This window comes from Streptomyces sp. NPDC045968, from assembly GCF_056430475.1.
The window spans coordinates 317,352-333,613 of record NZ_JBWKLF010000008.1 but is presented as its reverse complement, the minus strand read 5'-3'; the positions used below and the strand labels follow the sequence as shown (position 1 = coordinate 333,613).

General features: G+C 72.4%; 13 protein-coding genes. 5 read left to right on the top strand and 8 right to left on the bottom strand.

The genetic code is table 11. From position 1 onward, the window contains the following. The first annotated feature begins 3 nt into the window (after positions 1-3). Positions 4-1,107 carry a hypothetical protein gene (locus AC07FA_RS24350; protein WP_479078166.1) on the top strand — a complete coding sequence of 368 codons (1,104 nt, stop codon included), beginning with the start codon at positions 4-6 and terminating at the stop codon, positions 1,105-1,107. A 25-nt stretch (positions 1,108-1,132) separates the two neighbouring features. On the opposite strand, the gene AC07FA_RS24345 is transcribed toward AC07FA_RS24350, so the two are convergent. Continuing rightward, positions 1,133-1,486, bottom strand: a complete 354-nt coding sequence (locus AC07FA_RS24345; RefSeq protein ID WP_479078164.1) for a hypothetical protein — start codon at positions 1,484-1,486, stop codon at positions 1,133-1,135. Between the two features lie 247 nt (positions 1,487-1,733). Between AC07FA_RS24345 and AC07FA_RS24340 the strand changes: the two genes are divergently transcribed. Both AC07FA_RS24340 and AC07FA_RS24335 read left to right on the top strand, forming a co-directional pair. Next, entirely contained in the window at positions 1,734-2,804 is a 1,071-nt protein-coding gene (locus AC07FA_RS24340) for a C40 family peptidase (protein ID WP_479078163.1), read from the top strand. Between the two features lie 54 nt (positions 2,805-2,858). Next, positions 2,859-3,620 carry a GNAT family N-acetyltransferase gene (locus AC07FA_RS24335; RefSeq protein WP_479078162.1) on the top strand — a complete coding sequence of 254 codons (762 nt, stop codon included), beginning with the start codon at positions 2,859-2,861 and terminating at the stop codon, positions 3,618-3,620. Positions 3,621-3,690: 70 nt separating this feature from the next. Here the strand turns inward: AC07FA_RS24335 and AC07FA_RS24330 are convergent, their stop codons facing one another. Next, entirely contained in the window at positions 3,691-4,386 is a 696-nt protein-coding gene (locus AC07FA_RS24330) for a LuxR C-terminal-related transcriptional regulator (protein WP_479078161.1), read from the bottom strand. Beyond that, entirely contained in the window at positions 4,383-5,669 is a 1,287-nt protein-coding gene (locus AC07FA_RS24325) for a PspC domain-containing protein (protein ID WP_479078159.1), read from the bottom strand. Before AC07FA_RS24325 ends, AC07FA_RS24330 begins: the two co-directional genes overlap by 4 nt. Before the next feature lie 174 nt (positions 5,670-5,843). Between AC07FA_RS24325 and AC07FA_RS24320 the strand changes: the two genes are divergently transcribed. Both AC07FA_RS24320 and AC07FA_RS24315 read left to right on the top strand, forming a co-directional pair. Then, entirely contained in the window at positions 5,844-7,172 is a 1,329-nt protein-coding gene (locus AC07FA_RS24320; RefSeq protein WP_479078157.1) for a PspC domain-containing protein, read from the top strand. Then, positions 7,159-7,422, top strand: coding sequence for a hypothetical protein (locus AC07FA_RS24315; RefSeq protein ID WP_479078155.1), 264 nt, complete (start codon positions 7,159-7,161; stop codon positions 7,420-7,422). The genes AC07FA_RS24320 and AC07FA_RS24315 overlap by 14 nt, the downstream gene beginning before the upstream one ends. Here AC07FA_RS24315 and AC07FA_RS24310 read toward each other — a convergent pair. From AC07FA_RS24310 to AC07FA_RS24290, 5 genes are all read right to left on the bottom strand, one after another. Beyond that, a complete protein-coding gene (locus AC07FA_RS24310) occupies positions 7,329-7,838 on the bottom strand; it encodes a DoxX family protein (RefSeq protein ID WP_479078153.1) in 510 nt (169 codons plus the stop codon). The two genes, AC07FA_RS24315 and AC07FA_RS24310, sit on opposite strands and share 94 nt — an antisense overlap. Positions 7,839-7,916: 78 nt before the next feature. After that, the gene (locus AC07FA_RS24305; RefSeq protein ID WP_479078152.1) at positions 7,917-13,040 is read right to left on the bottom strand and encodes a wHTH domain-containing protein; all 5,124 of its coding nucleotides are present in this window, start codon (positions 13,038-13,040) and stop codon (positions 7,917-7,919) included. A 145-nt stretch (positions 13,041-13,185) separates the two neighbouring features. Next, the gene (locus AC07FA_RS24300; RefSeq protein WP_479078151.1) at positions 13,186-14,454 is read right to left on the bottom strand and encodes a hypothetical protein; all 1,269 of its coding nucleotides are present in this window, start codon (positions 14,452-14,454) and stop codon (positions 13,186-13,188) included. Between the two features lie 113 nt (positions 14,455-14,567). Beyond that, the gene (locus tag AC07FA_RS24295) at positions 14,568-15,371 is read right to left on the bottom strand and encodes a class II aldolase/adducin family protein (RefSeq protein ID WP_479078150.1); all 804 of its coding nucleotides are present in this window, start codon (positions 15,369-15,371) and stop codon (positions 14,568-14,570) included. A 94-nt stretch (positions 15,372-15,465) separates the two neighbouring features. Further along, positions 15,466-16,221, bottom strand: coding sequence for an SAM-dependent methyltransferase (locus tag AC07FA_RS24290; protein ID WP_479078149.1), 756 nt, complete (start codon positions 16,219-16,221; stop codon positions 15,466-15,468). Positions 16,222-16,262 lie beyond the last annotated feature (41 nt).

The following is a 16,262-nucleotide window of genomic DNA, read 5'->3' as shown; positions in this document are numbered from 1 at the left end:
GGTGTGAACACGGGTGGGGAGCGGGGCGGTTCGTCCGTGCCTGACGAGGAGTGGGAGCGATTCCTCCGGGAGTCGGCGGAGGGCACGGCGGACGCACCCGAGGAGCCGTCGGCGCGGGCTCGCCTCGTGGCGCGGCGGCTGCGCGAGGAGTCCGCGTCTCCGGAGGCGTGGCGCGCGTACTCCCCGGCCCGGCCGCGGCGGAAGGCGGGCTGGTACGCGGTCGGCCTGGTGGTCGTACTGGCCCTACTGGTCGTGGCGGTGGCTCCGGACCGGGTGACCGGATGGTTCGGCGGGGACGGCGGAGCCGGCGAGCCGCTCGCGGCGGAGTCGGAACGCCCGGACCAGCCGCCTCCCGGGAATGCCGGTACGGGGGCCCAGCGGCCCACGCGCGAGGAACCGTTCAAGGGCTCTCCTGCGGCGCGCTGGGCCGGCGGCACGGCCGGGATCACGGTCCCCGCGGCCAGGGCGACCGGGTGGATGAACACGGCGCAGGTGGAGGAGGCTCTCGGGCGGACCCTCGACTTCCTCGACGCGTCCGGTCTGGAACCGGGCGTGCTGCGGGGTGAGCACCCGGACAGGGCGATCGCGCTGATCAACCCCCACCAGAAGGACGTCCAGGCCTATCTGGCGGCCGCGTTCCGCACTCCGAGCAGGAAGAACAACCCGCTGCTGCTCTTCAGCCGGTTCGAGACGTCGCACGCGCGCCTGGTCGGGGACGTGGTCAGGACCCGGGGGCGGATGACGTACCGGGAGGGCGAGCGCGGAGCCCTTCAGGTGACCACCGACGTCACGTACGTGTATCCGGTCGCGCGGGCCGCGGACAGCGACGAGATCGCGCGCACGATCGTGCGCCGTGAGCTGGTGCTGAACTGGGACGACCCCGCGAAGGTGGTCACCGAGCCGGGCACCTTCTCCCTCGTCTCGTACTCGGCCGACACGGCCAACGGCGGCTGCGAGACCTTCAACGGCTACCTCACCCCGGCGTTCGGCGCGGGCCGGCCGGACACCGGAGCGGGTGACGAGATGGACCCCTACGACCGCAGTACGCCAATGGCCGAGCGGATGAAGGCCGGGGACGAGGGGTGCGGAATCGCGACGCGGTCCTGAGCGGGGCCGGGGCCTCGCTCGGGACTCAGGTCCAGAGGGTGGCGATGAAGATGTTGGCGACCGTCAGACCGCCGACCGCCGCGAACTCGCCCTTTCCGGCCCGCTCCTCGTCCCGCTTGACGTAGACGATCCCGAGGATCACGACCAGGATCAGCAGCTTGACGCCGATCTTGATGTTGTTCACGGTCTGGTCGTCGGCCTGGTTGAGGCCGACCAGGGCGACTCCCGTGACCAGCATGGTCAGCGCGCCGTGCAGCATGGCCGGTACGAAGCGGGCCGTGCCGGCACCCATCGCCTTCATCTGGGTCAGGAAACCGCCGAGCAGCGAGGCGATACCGATGATGTGCAGGGCGACGAAGACATTGATGAGTACGTCCATGACCCGGCAGCCTAGCCGGGCCCTTATCACCCCAGGACGGCCAGGTACCACGTCCCGGCCACTTCGCTCGCGCCTGTACGAATTGCCTGATTCCGGCGCTGTTTTTCCGGTCGCACAGAGGTAGCGAAACGCCACATCAAGGCAATAGTTGTCATGACGACCCTTTCCCGTGTCCTGGGTTTAGCGTCCCTTCCCAGGCCCGTCGGCAGCTCCCGGCGGGCAGCCGAACAGGAAGGACGCGGCCCTCGTGGCAGCACACCGGAAAGCCGCTCACCGAAAACCCAAGCAGCGCCCGTTCACCGGCCCTGCTGCCCGTACAGCGGCGACCCTGGCCTTCGCCGGGGCCGCGACCGCCACCGCCTTCGACGGGGCCGCGCACGCCGAACCACAGCTCACCCCGGCCCAGGTCAGGGCCAAGGTCGACCGGCTGTACCACGACGCCGAGGTCGCCACCGAGCGGTACAACGGCACGAAGGAGAAGGCGACCGCGACCGCGAGATCCGTGGACGCGCTGCGCGACGAGGCCGCCCGCAGGACCGAACGTCTCAACTCCGCACGTCACACCCTCGGTTCGCTGGCCACCGCGCAGTACCGCTCAGGCGGCCTCGACCCCGCCGTACAGCTGGCGCTCTCCTCCGACCCCGACCAGTACCTGGAACGCGCGTCGTTCCTGGACCGGGCCGGCGACCGCCAGGCCAGGATGCTCAACGGAATCCGCCGACAGGTCACCGGCGTCGCCCAGCTCCGCGCGAGGGCCGAGGACGAGCTGGCGACGCTCACGGCCCGCCGGGCCGAACTGACGAGGCACAAGGAGACGGTCCGCACCAAGCTGGCCGACGCCAGGCGCCTCCTCGACACCCTGACCGACGCCCAGCGCACCGGCTACGAGCGCGCGGCCGACGCCGGGCACGGCGGCGCGGCCGTGCGAGCCGACCGCAGCACTCCGCGCGGAGCGGTCGGCGCCCCCAACGCCCGTGCCGCGCAGGCCGTCGACTTCGCGTACGGGGCGCTCGGCAAGCCGTACGTCTGGGGCGCCACCGGCCCCTCCTCCTTCGACTGCTCCGGCCTCACCCAGGCCGCCTGGCGCTCCGCGGGTGTCTCGCTGCCCCGCACCACGTACACGCAGATCAACGCAGGACAGCGCGTGTCCCGCTCCGAACTCGCCCCGGGGGACCTGGTGTTCTTCTACTCGGGCGTCAGTCATGTCGGCCTGTACATCGGCGGCGGCCAGATGATCCACGCACCGCGCCCCGGTGCCCCCGTCCGTATCGCGCCGATCGACGAAATGCCCTTCGCGGGAGCGACCCGGGTGGCATAGGCTCCCGGCGCCGCCCCGGCCGGGGCGGGACCTGGAGAAGGGCACATCCACCACATGGCCATGGACATCGACGTCCAGACATACGCGCGTACCCTCACCCTCCGCTCCCCCGACCACTACCGGGTCGGCCCGTTCACCGTGCGCCACAACCCGGGCTGGGAGCTGAAGTACGCCAATTACGCCATTCCCGACCAGGGCGCCGAACCGACCGCCCTCGACGTGGCGGATCTGATCACCGCCTTCCGTGAGCGGAACCGTCTCCCGCGCCTGGAGTACCTGCCCAACTGGGCCCCCGCCGTCGAACCGGCGCTGCTGGCAGCCGGTTTCACCATGGAGAACCGGGCCCCGCTGCTGGCCTGCTCACCCGGCGACCTGCTCACGCCCAAGCCGGTGGACGGCCTCCGGATCGCCGTGCCGGTCACCGAAGCGGAGTTCACCGAGGCCGCCCGCGTCCAGCACCACGGCTTCGGCGGTGAGGGCGAGCCCGACGGGGGCATGACCGACTGGCTGCGCACGGCGGCGTCCGAGGGCGGGGTCGCCGCCCTGGCCGTCCTGGACGGGGCCTCCGCCGGAGCGGGCGGCTGCTCGGTCGCGGTGGACGGCCTCAGCGAACTCGCCGGACTCGCGGTCGCCGAGAACGTCCGCCGCCGCGGCGTCGGCGCCGCGCTCTCCGCGTGGCTGACGGACAGGGCCTTCGCCCAGGGCTGCCGGGCGGTGTGGCTGGAGCCGGGCGGCCCCGACGTGGAACGGATCTACGCGGGCATCGGTTACCGCCGGATCGGCGAGAAGCTGAACATCTCGCTCGACCCGGCCTGAGCACCGGAGCGGCCGGACCGGCCCCGGACCGGCCTCCGCGCGAGCCGGACCAGCGTGAACGCCCGCGCGATCAGACCAGCCTGCGCGCCGTCGCCCACCGGGTCAGCTCGTGCCGGTTGGACAGCTGGAGCTTCCTGAGCACCGCCGAGACATGCGACTCGACCGTCTTCACCGAGATGAAGAGCTGCTTGGCGATCTCCTTGTACGCGTACCCCCGGGCGATCAGCCGCAGCACCTCGCGCTCACGCTGGGTCAGCCGGTCCAGGTCCTCGTCGACCGGTGGTGCGTCGGTCGAGGCGAAGGCGTCCAGCACGAAGCCGGCCAGCCGGGGCGAGAACACCGCGTCGCCGTCCTGCACCCGGAAGACCGAGTCGACCAGGTCCGTACCGGTGATCGTCTTGGTGACGTAGCCACGGGCGCCGCCGCGGATGACGCCGATGACGTCCTCGGCGGCGTCCGAGACGGACAGCGCGAGGAAGCGCACCGGATTCTCGGCCGCGCCCATCATCGGGGCGCAGCGGCGCAGTACCTCGGCGCCGCCGCCGCCCGGCAGATGGACGTCGAGGAGGACGACCTCCGGGCGGGTCGCGGTGATGACCGTGACCGCCTGGTCGACGTCGGCGGCCTCGCCGACGACCTCGACGCCGGTCTCCTCGGTGCGGCCGATCTCGGCCTGGACCCCGGTACGGAACATCCGGTGGTCGTCGACGAGCACGACCCGTACCCGCCGCTCCGGGCCCCCGGTCGCTTCGGTGTTCTCGGTCATTCGCCCGTCCTCTCCATCTCCAGCTCGACTTCCGTGCCCCCACCGGGCACCGAACGCAGCCGGGCCGTACCGCCGTTGCGCTGCATCCGGCCGATGATTGATTCTCGTACGCCCATCCTGTCGCCCGGGACCGAATCCAGGTCGAATCCCGGACCTCTGTCCTTCACGGAGACGAAGACGGTGCGGCCCTCGACTTCCGCGTACACCTGGACCGCGCCTCCCTCGCCACCGTACTTGGCGGCGTTGACCATGGCCTCGCGTGCGGCCTGCATCTGGGCGGCCAGCTTCTCGTCGAGCGGGCAGTCGCCGACGACGACGACCTCCAGGGGCACGCCGTGCTTGTCCTCGACCTCGGCGGCGGCGCGCTTGACCGCTTCGGCGAGGCTCGACGGTTCGTCGTCCTCGTCCTTGCCGGTGCCCTCGGGGTTGTACAGCCAGTTGCGCAGCTCGCGCTCCTGGGCACGGGCCAGTCTGCGGACCTCGCCGCCGTCGTCCGCGCTGCGCTGGATCAGGGTGAGGGTGTGCAGGACCGAGTCGTGGACGTGCGCGGCGACCTCGGCGCGCTCCTGGGCGCGGATGCGCATGAGCCGTTCCTCGGAGAGGTCCTGGGTCATCCGCACGAGATAGGGGCCGGCCAGCAGGGCGATACCGGTGAGCACGGCGATGGCCGCGGTCAGGACGTTGCCGAGCTGGGCCGCCGAGCCGCGGACCACCATGAAGACGGCGAGGCCGAGACCGACGAGGGCCACACCGGCCAGGCCGCGGGCCAGGTGCAGCACCCGGCGGTGGCGGCCGACCTCCATCCAGCGGGCGCGCCGGGCGTTGTCGGCCTGGCGCCAGACCAGTACGGAACCGGCGCCGATCAGGAGCGTCGGCCAGATGTAGCGGTCGGCCTCGCTGCCCATGTCGACGTTGCCGACGAAGACCACGGCGCCGATGAGCAGCGCCACGAGCGCGAAGAACTGCCCCTTGTCCGGTTTGCGGAGCCGTCGCCGGCCGTCCGGAGCGGTCTCGAAGACGGAGCGCGGCGCGTCCACACCGCCGATGCCGAGCGGGACGACGATCCAGAACACGGCGTACAGCAGGGCGCCGAGACCGTCCGCGAAGAACAGTCCGAGGAAGAGGAACCGCACCCAGGCGACGGGCAGCCCGAGATGGCCGGCCAGCCCGCGCGCGACGCCGCCGAGCAGCCGTCCGTCGGCGCTGCGGTACAGCTTGCGTACGGGCGGCTCCTCCGGGTCGGAGACGAGGGAGCTTGCGGCTCGGGTCGTGGCGGCTGGCATACGACGATCGTCACACGTACGCACCGGCCGTGGCATCAGGGTCGGCCCCTACTCGACCCTGACGCCCGCCCGGGAGCGCGTCGCGGCCCCCAGGGGTCCTGGGAAGGCAATATCAGGGACCGGCCAGGGTCGGGGCGGGTGCCGCGCGGGCGTACGGACCGTCACCATGGGGACATGACCGCTACCCAGGACGCCTCCCCCGGTGTCACGCCGCCCCCCGAGCCGAAACCGCAGCTGCACCGCAGCTCGCGGCAGAAAGTGGTGGCCGGGGTGTGCGGCGGGCTCGGCCGGTACTGCGACGTCGACCCGGTGATCTTCCGGATCGTGCTCGGCGTCCTCTCGGTGACCGGCGGCATCGGACTGATCTTCTACGGCTTCGCCTGGCTGCTGCTCCCGCTGGAGGGCGAGGAGGAGAACGAGGCGCGCAGACTGCTGTCGGGCCGGGTCGAGGGCGCCTCGCTGATCGCTCTCGTGCTCGCGCTCGTCGGCTGCGGGCTGTTCCTCTCCATGCTGCACAACGGCGGGATGCTGGCCTTCGCCGCGATGCTGTCGCTCGCCGTCATCGGCTCCACCGTCTGGGCGCGGTACCGCAGGACGGCTCCGCCCGACCCCCCGCTCGACACGGCCGCGACGCAGACGGCAGGGCCCACGGCGGGCCACGGGGCGCCGCCGGAGGTGAAGGCTCCGCCTACGCCGGGCAGCCCCTCCTGGTGGCGCGACCCGATCGTCAAGGACGGTACGTCGGGGCCGGTCGGACCCGGCTACCTGTGGGGCCCGCAGGACGCACAGACCTCCTCCCGGGCGCCAGGAGCCCGGACGGCGACGGCGGATGCCCCGTACAGCGCCCCCTACCGTCCGCCGGGGACCCGGGGGCCGCGCTCGATCGGCGGCCTGGTCTTCTGCCTCGCGATGGTCGCGGGCGGCGTCGGCACGGGCCTGAGCTGGGAGAACCATCCCCTCGGGACGAGCCTTCAGATCGGTCTCTGCGCCGCGCTCATGGTGTTCGCGCTCGGACTGGTGCTCAGCTCGTTCGTGGGCCGGACCGGGTTCGGCACGGTCTTCCTCACGGTCGTCACGGCCGGACTGCTGGCCGGTGCGTCGGCCGTACCGAAGGACATCGGCACCGACTGGGTCCGCACGGAGTGGAGTCCCGCCTCGGTCGCGGCGGTCCAGCCCCGGTACGAACTGGGCACCGGCGTCGCCCGGCTCGACCTGTCCGGGGTCGTCGTCCCCGCGGGCGACACCGTCGTCACGGAGCTGGAGGTCGGCGCGGGCCGCGCGGTCGTCGTCGTACCGGAGGGAGTCACGGTGAAGGTGAACGCCGAGGCGGGCCTCGGGGACATCCAGCTGCCGGCCCAGAAGCCCGACGACGTGGACGTGGGCCCGGACCAGCGACGGAAGCAGACCATCGCGCCACCCAGGGGCGCCGAACCGGCCGGCACGGTCGAGCTGGGACTGGAAGTCGGCGTCGGACAAGTGGAGGTCATCCGTGCTGCGTCATGAGTTCCGGCCCGGCCGCGCGGTGGCGGGCGTCGTGATGCTCGCCCTGGCCGCCGGTTACGCGGCGGACGCGGCGGGAGAGTGGGACGCCCCGTGGACGTTCTTCCTCCCGCTGTTCTTCGGCGGTCTCTGGCTGGCCGCCACGGCGACGTGGGTCAGTTACAGGGTCCGCCGCCGGCGCGCCGCGAGGAAGTCGTCCGCGGAGAACGCGGCGGCGCCCGCCAGCACCAGCGGCAGCCAGGCCATGAGGTAGACCAGGTCGTTGCCGTAGTAGTACGGCTCGGTCTGCCAGCTCACGGTCAGCCACAGGCTGAGCGAGATCAGCGCGCCGCCGAGCGCGGCGAGCCGTGCGAACAGTCCGGCGAGGGTGGCGATCCCGACGGCGAGCTCACCGATGGCGATGGCGTAGCCGAAGCCGACGGGGCTCTTCAGCGCGAGGTCCACGAGGGCCGGAATCGCGGAGGAGTCCCGGACCGCGTTCATCATCTCGCCGATGGAGCCGGAGCCGTCGGCGGACATGAAGGCGCTGTCGGTCAGCTTGTCCAGACCGGCGTAGACGAAGGTGACACCGAGGAAGATCCGCAGCGGCAGCAGCGCGTGCTCCCGCGCCCGCTCGCGCAGGCTCCTCGGTTCGCTCAGTCCGTAGCCGTTGGTTCCGTAGCCGCCCATGGCCGTCCTGCCTTCCCTTGACCCGTCACCCGACCATACGTACGCGCTGATCGCGCTGCTCACCGGGTGCGCGGCCGGTCAGCAGCAGTCCGCGGCCCGGGGCACCAGGGCCCACGCCTCGGCCACCGACGTGGCCACGTCGGGCACCTCCAGACCGAGCGCCCGCAGCCGGCCGGCGATGTCCGTGACGGTCGTGGAGAGGCGGTGGGCGCAGAGCAGGAGGTGTTCCAGGCTCACGGGTTCGCCGAGGGGCAGCCACTCACCGTTCTGGGAGGCGTCCTCCCGCAGCAGGAGCAGTTCGTCCGGACGGGGCGGCTCGTGCGGATGGTCGTCGGGCGCGATGTCCGCGCCCGCGGCCCGGAGATAGCGGGCGACGTCGTACGGGGAGAGGCGGGTGAGCCGCGAGACGATCCGGACGTAGGCGGGGCGGACGGAGAGGTCGTCGCGGATACCGCTCTTGGGGCCGGTCGACGCGGCGAGGTAACCACCGTCCAGGATCTCGCCCATCCAGTGCTCCTCACGGAAGCCGTCCTCGTCGGTGGTCAGCGTCTGGACGGTGACGCCGAGGGCCTCCAGCCGGGAGCGGACCTCGTCCACCGTCATCCCCGCCGCGTCCGCGGCGGGGACCACGTGGAGGAAGGACACGTCGTCGAGCGGGCCCAGCCAGGCGCTGTGCCGGTCCCCCTCCTGCTTCAACAGGATCTGGTCGGTGTCCTGTGTCTCGGGCAGGGCGTCGGCCCAGGCTCCGGGCATCGGCAGCCCTCTGGCCCGCATCGCCTCCACGGTGGCTTCCAGCTCCCAGCCCATCTCGGCGGAGACCTGGATGACATGACCGAACGGGACCATGTCGTCCCCGGCCTCGTCACCGTACGGAATCCAGGGACCGGCCAGGACCCGTTCCGTCCGCTCGTCGAAGAGGACGGGGTGGGGCTGGGGCAGTTCGGCGACCGTCATGCCCCGGGCGCACAGCTGGTCCCGTACGTCGGTGAGGGGCCGGCCGAGACGGCCGGCCATGATCGTCAGATGGGCGACCGGCACCGGGACACGGGGGTCGAGACCGTGGCGGTGGGTGCTGTCCGAACTGTGGGCATCGGCCAGCACCACGAGGTCGTCCCGGTGGAGGGTCTCCGGCAGTTCTCCGGACGGGACCTCGACTCCGAGGGAGCTGAGCCGCCGGGCGACCTCGGGAAGCGGCAGATGTGCCTCCTTCCCCAGGGCGTGCAGGTCCAGGAGCGTCGCCGGCTTCCGCAGATCGAGCCGCCGCCCTCCCGCGGCCGGGAGCACCAGCAGTTCGGTGTCGACCGGTGAGGGCTCGGCGCCTTCGGGGATCTCGGCGGGGACGGTGCAGCCGAACGCCTCCAGGAGCCGGGCCGCCCGGTCCAGCGTGCATTCCTTCACCCGCGCCATGCGGTGGACGTCCGCGAGGGAGGCCACCGTACGGCGTTCTCCCGGGACCGGCCGGGTCATCCGCCAGCCGTCGCTGAGGTTGGCCAGCTCGGCGTGGCTCGGTGTGTTGTATCCGTGCTCCGAGAGGATCCTGAGCACCTCGGGGACGGGCAGCCCACGCTCTTCCGCCAGGTCCACCATGTGCTCAAGGCCCGTGCTCACGAGGAGCCAGGAGGCACGACGCGGGGTCCGCTGCGCGTAGGCGCGGATCAGTCCGCACTCGACCGAGTCCGGCTCCAGGAGTGTGGAGCAGGGCGAGGCGTCGTAACCGAGGTCGCTGAGCAGTTCCAGCACCTCGGCCAGCGCCTCCGGCTCGAAGTCCCCGCACACGCTTATCAGCTGGCCCGGTCCCACCCGCTCGCCGGGGCGGATCGACGGTCGCTGACCGTCGGTGTCCGCGCTGGTCAGCCGGGTCAGTTCGGAGGGGGTGAGCACCGTGGCCCGGTCGGTCAGCGGCAGTCGCAGCCCGAGTTCGGCCAGGCGGGCGGCGGCCCAGGCGGGTGATTCGTGCAGCTCCTCGGCACGCTGGTACAGCAGCCCGGGCGCGACCCACGCGTCCCAGGTGGCGAAGGTCCCGCGCGTGCCCTTCCAGCTGTGTCCGAGGAGGACGGAGTCCGAGGGCGCTGCCGGGCACAGACGCGCGGTGCCGAGATCGTCCGGGCACACCTCGCCCAGGGCCGCGCGGACCTCGTCCGGGAAGTGGGCGGTGTAGCGCCAGAGCGCGAGGTGACTGGGCAGGTGGGACGCCAGATCCCGCAACCGGTACTCCGCCCTGGGCCGTGCGCGGGGCCAGTCCCCCGCCCACAGGGCCCGCAGTTCCCGGTCCCCCACCAGGTAGCCGGTCCGGGAGAGGTCGGCGACGCCATCCGCGTAGGCGAGTTTCGCGCCCACCCTGACCAGACCGGCCACGATCGCGTCGGCGATCCGGACCTGGTCGTGCGCGATCTCCTCCAGCCACGCCTCCGTGAGCAGTCCGCCGGCGCTCAGTGCCTCGGCCGCGTCCCTCTTGCTCAGCAGCGAGAACACCGTGGGCGCGACCTCGTCGAGGATCTCGGACCGGTTCACCGAGAGCCGCGGCAGGGCCTTCTTCCCCGAGGACCGGATCACCGGACCGCGGAGATTGACGACGGCTCCTCGCACCACCAGCGGCCCCGACCTGCTCCGCCCCCCGGCCCCGTCCCCCCGGAACCACTGCCCCTGCACCGAGATGCCGTCGACCAGCAGCGCCCCGCCGCGCTCGCACCAGAACACCAGTCCGCCGTCGACCGGCACGACGGCGCCCTCGGCCCCGATGACGGGGTCGGCGCCCGTGTCGGGCTTGCTGCCGTACTCGTCCGGCTCCCAGGTCTCCGCGTCGCTGCCGGCGTGCTCCGCCACCGTGTGGAACCGGGCCACGCCCAGCACCGAGCGCAGCACCTTCACGCACGAGAAGTTCTTCAGGTCCTCGCGCAGGTAGAGGCGGATACGGGTGCCGCAGTCGTCCCCGTTGAACGCCGTGTCCTCCTGGTGCTGTGCCACCTGGAAGAGATGCTCGGGGCCGTCGATCGTGACGCGCAGCGCGGTGGCCTCCGGGGTGCCGTCACGCTGGAACTTGCGGGTCACCACCTCGATCTCGTCGGCGATCATGAAGTAGCTGAGGACGCCGATTCCGAAACGGCTGTTCTGCTGGAAGGAGATGCCGCGCTTCTGCCATTCGAGCATCTCCTCCTGGAACGAGTTCAGATGGGAGAGCCTGACGCCTCCCTGGGCGAAGGAGTGGAGCAGTTCGCCGCGTCCCATGCCCGAGCCGTTGTCGACGCAGTCGACGTACCAGCGCCCCCGCGTCCGGTCGAGTTGCTGCGTGAACTGGATGGCGCCCCGCCAGTCGGGGGTGTCACCGTGCTTCAGCAGGGCCAGTTCCCTGGCCTGGCGGACCTGGCAGGCGTCCATCGCGTTCTGGTACAGCTCGCGGACGGCGAGATGACGGTCCCCGTACAGCGCCTCGCCGGTGAGCAGGTCCCGTACGCGGGTGGCGTCGAGGCCGAACCGGGTGGCGACCGGGTAGAACCGCTGCTCCCCGGTCTCCGGGTCCTTCTCCGGCCGTACCTCGACGTCGGAGGCCCTGCTCGGCAGATCGGCGAGCCCGGGAATCCGCAGATTGCTGCAGAACAGCCCGTCCAGGGCCTGCACCTGCTCCTGGAGCGCGACCATCAGCGCCTGGTGGCCGCACTCCGCCGCGAGCGTCAGGGTGCCCCTGCTCTCGGTCGGCATGGACCACCGGGCCCCGTCGACGGAGAGCCGGACGCGCACCAGCCCGATGGGCTCCCGGCCGCCCAGGTGCTCGACCAGGACGGAGGGGAGTTCGCTGCGGTCGAGCGCCATCAGGCGGGCGACGCACAGCATGAGCCCGACCCGCTGGTAGTTGGGTTCGTCCTTGCGCGCCTGCGCCGCAAGGGCCGGCGGCTCGGCCAGCACACCGCCGCCGTGCCGCATGGCGCGGAACAGCCAGGACACGACCGGCGGGCTGCACTCGTCGTCGAGCTCGTCGGTGCCGTCGAGCACCGTGCGGAGGAAGTTGACGAGTTCGCTGAGGTGGTCGTGGGCGTTGCCCGGATCGCAGCGGGTCTGGTGCAGCACCCACGCGCCCGCCACCTTGCGGTCCCTGAGCGGGCTGCCCGGCCCGGCCCCGGGGTCGGTCTGGCGCTGGAGGCGCGGGTACTGATCCCACTCCGTCCGCAGGTCCCGGTGGTCGGCCCGCGCCGCCAGCCGGACCCGGAAGCCGAAGTACAGCGCGGGCGCCACGGCCAGCAGCGCCGCCTCCGCCGGGGTGAACGCGGCGACCTCGGGGCGGTCCACCAGTTCGGCCAGCCGCGCCGAGGCCCGCAGGTCCGACTCCCAGTCGAGCCACGGGTCGTCCCGCAGCCCCTGCCGCTCGGCGGTCAGCTCACGGTCGAGCGTGCGGACCACGGTCTCCGCCTGCTCCCGCCACTCCTTGGCCTCCAGCGGGTCGGCGACCTTGCGCCACACCGGGTGCTCGCGCACCAGCCGGACCCGCCGGCCCGCGGTGGACCGTTCGGGCAGCACGACGAACCGGGGCGCGCCGGTCTCACCGCCGAGCCGGGGGACCTGCGGGGGCGGCGGGTTCGACTGCCGGGTGCGCAGGTCGGCCATCGCGGATTCCAGCAGGGCGCACAGACGGTCGGCGAGGAGTTCCCCCTGGGCGTCGGCGAGCACTTCCCGCATGGCCTGCGTGAAGAGGCTGAAGCGGGCCCCGTCCGGTCCGGCGACGGCTGCGGGCCGGTCGGGCTCGCACGCCATCAGATAGCCGAGTTTGTCCGTGCCCGCCGGCACCTTGAACGCGTTCCCGTCGTCCACGAGGCGGTCGCGGCAGGCGTCCACGACGAAGAGGACCTGAGCGGCCGCACTGCGCCCGGCCTGATCCGCCCAGTCGCCTTCCAGGTTGAGGTTGGTCGTCGAGAGCGCCTGCTCGCTCCAGGTCTCCACGCAGGAGTCCGTCCCGGCGAACCAGTGCTGCCCGGAGTGGTGAAATCCGTGGCCGCTGAGGTAGACCATCAGATGGTCGCCTTCGCGCGCGTCGGCCATGAACCGGCCGATCGCCCGCACGAGTTCCTTGCTCTCGGACTTCCGGCAGCCGCTCGCCGGGTCGATCGCGTACCCCTGGTCGGTGAGCGCGCTCCGCAGATCGCGGTACTCGTCGTGGAGGTAGTCCAGCGGCTGCCAGGCCGTGGAGGCGTACTCCGGTACGAACAGGAGCAACGCCCGGCGCGAAGAGCGTGTCCCGGTCGGAGGTGCTGTTGAGCTGTTCACTGTCATACCGGTCACGCATCCCGTCGCCGCCGCCTGCCCGACTCCTGGAATCGTACTGGCGGCGGGCCAACCGGAGTGCGCCCTCGCGTCGTTGTCAGTCCGTCACGTCGATGGCGACCCGGTTGGTCTCCACCCCGGCCGCGGTGACGACCTGGACGTCCACGACACCGGGCTCCACCTCCACGGGCACCGGCACGGTGAGCACGGTGTCGGTGGGGTTGGCGAAGCCTCCGGCGACGGGGATCAGCGGGACGTGGACATGGACCCGGCCGATCCTGACGACCATCCGGGCCAGCCGGTCCGGGCTTCCCGCCCCGGGCGGTACGAAACCGGCGCCGCGGATCTCGATGTCGTCACCGGTACGGATCGGGGCGTCCAGGTCCCCGGCCTCGCGGGTCCGTACGACGGAGAGGATGACGGGACGGCCGCCCTCCGCGTACTTCCCCGCGAAGTACGTCGCCGCGGAGACCGCCACCAGCAGCGCGAGACCCCAGGGCAGGTCGGGCAGTTGCTCGGGGCGGCGGGCCAGGCGGACCGCGGCGAACAGTACGGCGACGGCGCTGACGAGCACGTACTGCACATCCGTGAAGCTGCCGCGCCCGGAGTCGTCCGTGAGCAGATCGGCGGCGCGCGGCCGCTCGGCCTTCAGCTTCTGCAGGCGCTGCGCCAGGACACGTACGGTCACCACCCGTCGTACGAGGACGGCGACGGCGCACACCAGCGCGAGCACGGTCAGCACCCCGGCCGAGCGCACCAGGTCCAGGCCCTCGATCAGCTCGTCGCGCTCCGCGTGCGCGGAGGCGCCCGCCAGCTGGAGCGCGAGGACGAGTACGGAGAAGACGGCGAGGAGCACCCAGGACGCGGCGACGGTGCGGGAGGTGGAGAGCCGGTTGTCCTCGCCGATCAGCGGGGCGAGGAGACCGCCGCGGCCCCGGTGGAAGCGGGCGGCGCCGGTCAGCAGGCCCGCGGTGAGGAGTCCGGCGACCAGACCGGCGGTGCGGGCGGTGGACCAGCCCGCGCCGATGGCGGTGGCGGTCTCACCGATGACGAGGGCGATGACCCCGCCCCAGACGACGAGCAGCGTGCGCCGCCAGACCTGGAGGAGCCAGGCGTCGCCCGCCTCACGGCCGCGGTCGGCGACGGCGCGGGCCGATTCGGTCAGCTCGTCCGAGACCCACTGCCGGGACGCGGAGGCCGACTGGGCGACCCCCGCGGGAAGTCCGTTGCCCGCGGCCAGTTCGTCCCGTTTGGCGAGGAAGGCCGCGACCGCACGCCTGTGACCTTCGCGTGCTCCGTGCGGGCAGTCGCCGCACGTACAGCCACCGCCGTGCGTGCTGCTCTTTCTCGCCTCGTCCAACGCCACGGAGAACGCCGCCCTTTTCGCTCGGTTCCGGATCAACTCGCCTACGATTCCTGCGAATTGTGCCGCACGGGACGGCTGGGTACCGCATCGGGGCGAAGGGGCAGCGTGTTTCGTCAGAATGTGCGACTGATCCGCTGCCACAGGGGCTGGTAGTTGATCCAGGCCACGAGGTCGCTGCCGAGCTGTTCACGGGTGGCCACGGCGTCCCGGTGCTCGATCGGCACGGGCTTCCCGGCGGCCCGCGCGGCCAGCTGGACCTGGCAGGAGCGCTCCATCGTGAGGAACCACCAGGCCGCCGCGTCCACCGAGTCCCCGACGGTCAGTAGCCCGTGGTTACGCAGGATGATCGCCTTGTGGGGTCCGAGCGCGCTGGCGATCCGCCGGCCCTCGGCCTCGTCGACGACCACGCCCGTGTACGCGTCGTAGAGGGCGTGGGCCTCGTAGAAGGCGCAGGCCTCCTGGGTGATCGGTTCGATGAGTTCACCGAGCGTGGAGAGCGCCCGCCCGTGCAGGGAGTGGGTGTGCGCGACGGCGACGACGTCCGGGCGGGCCCGGTGCACCTGGGCGTGCACGGCGAACGCCGCCTGGTTGACGTGGAAGTTGCCCTGGACGACCTGGCCGTCGCCGTTGACCAGGATCAGGTCCTGCGGGGCGATCCCGTCGAAGGGCGCCCCGAACGGGTTGACCCAGTAGCAGTCCGGGTGCTGCGGGTCCCGCGCGGTGAGATGCCCGGAGACGCCGTCCTCGTACCCGTACTCCCCGAACAGCCGCAGCGCGCCCGCCAGCCGCTCCTTGCGGTACGCGCGCTCCTCGTCGGCCGACGCGTGCGCGGGCGGCATCGCGAACCGCAGCTGCTCCACGGGCACGGGGGCGGGTACGGAGGCGGCACGGACGGGCGTGGCGGCGGGCTCGGACACGGCGGCTCCTCTGGCTCCCGGGGCGTACGGAACCGGAAGGTACCGCCGGTCGCCCCCGGTGGCCAGAGTGCTCACGCCACTGATTCGGTACGGGTCAGGTGCTCAGCACGAGGTAGGCGAGGCCGAGCGTTCCCCGGTAGCCGCCGTAGTAACCGGTGCGGCGGGCGTCGACGGCGGCGACGACTCCGTCGTGCAGCGGGTGCGTGGGGTTCGCCAGGGCCCAGCGCTCGCCCCGCCCGATGTTGGCGTTCGACTCGAAGAGGTCCCATTCGCGCTGGTCCGCGACGGTCACCTGGAGCGGGCGCAGCCCGGCGGCCTCGGCCTGCCGGATCAGTTCGAGCAGGGTGGGGAAGTCGCCCGGTTCGGCTTCCAGCCCCTCCAGCACGGCCGCGGAGGGCTCCTTCTCCCAGAACCCGTCGCCGAACAGCACCCGGCCGCCGGGCCGCACGGCCGCACGCAGGGCCTTCAGCGCCTCCGGGGTGGAACCGGGCCAGGCGTGCGCGGCACCGATCGACACGGCCAGGTCGTAGTCGCCACCGGTCCAGTCGGCCGCGGGCACCTCGTGGAACCGGACCCGCTCGGCGAGGCCCCGCTCCCGCGCGAGGCGCCGGCCGCGCTCCACGGCCTCCGCGTCGGTCTCCACGCCGTCACCGGTGGCGCCGGGGGCGGCCTCGACGAGCCGCATCAGCAGCTCGCCCCAGCCACTGCCGAGGTCCGCGATCCGCGCACCCGCGGCGGGTGCGCAGGCGGCGATCAGCTGGGCGGCGTGCTCTTCCGAGAGCGGGGTGTTCCAGGTCAGACGGTCGTTGTGGGCGGCGGACATGAGCGCGCGGATCTGTTCTGAAGACATGAGCGCGGAGCTTCCCACGGGCGCGCGCGCACCGCCACCGG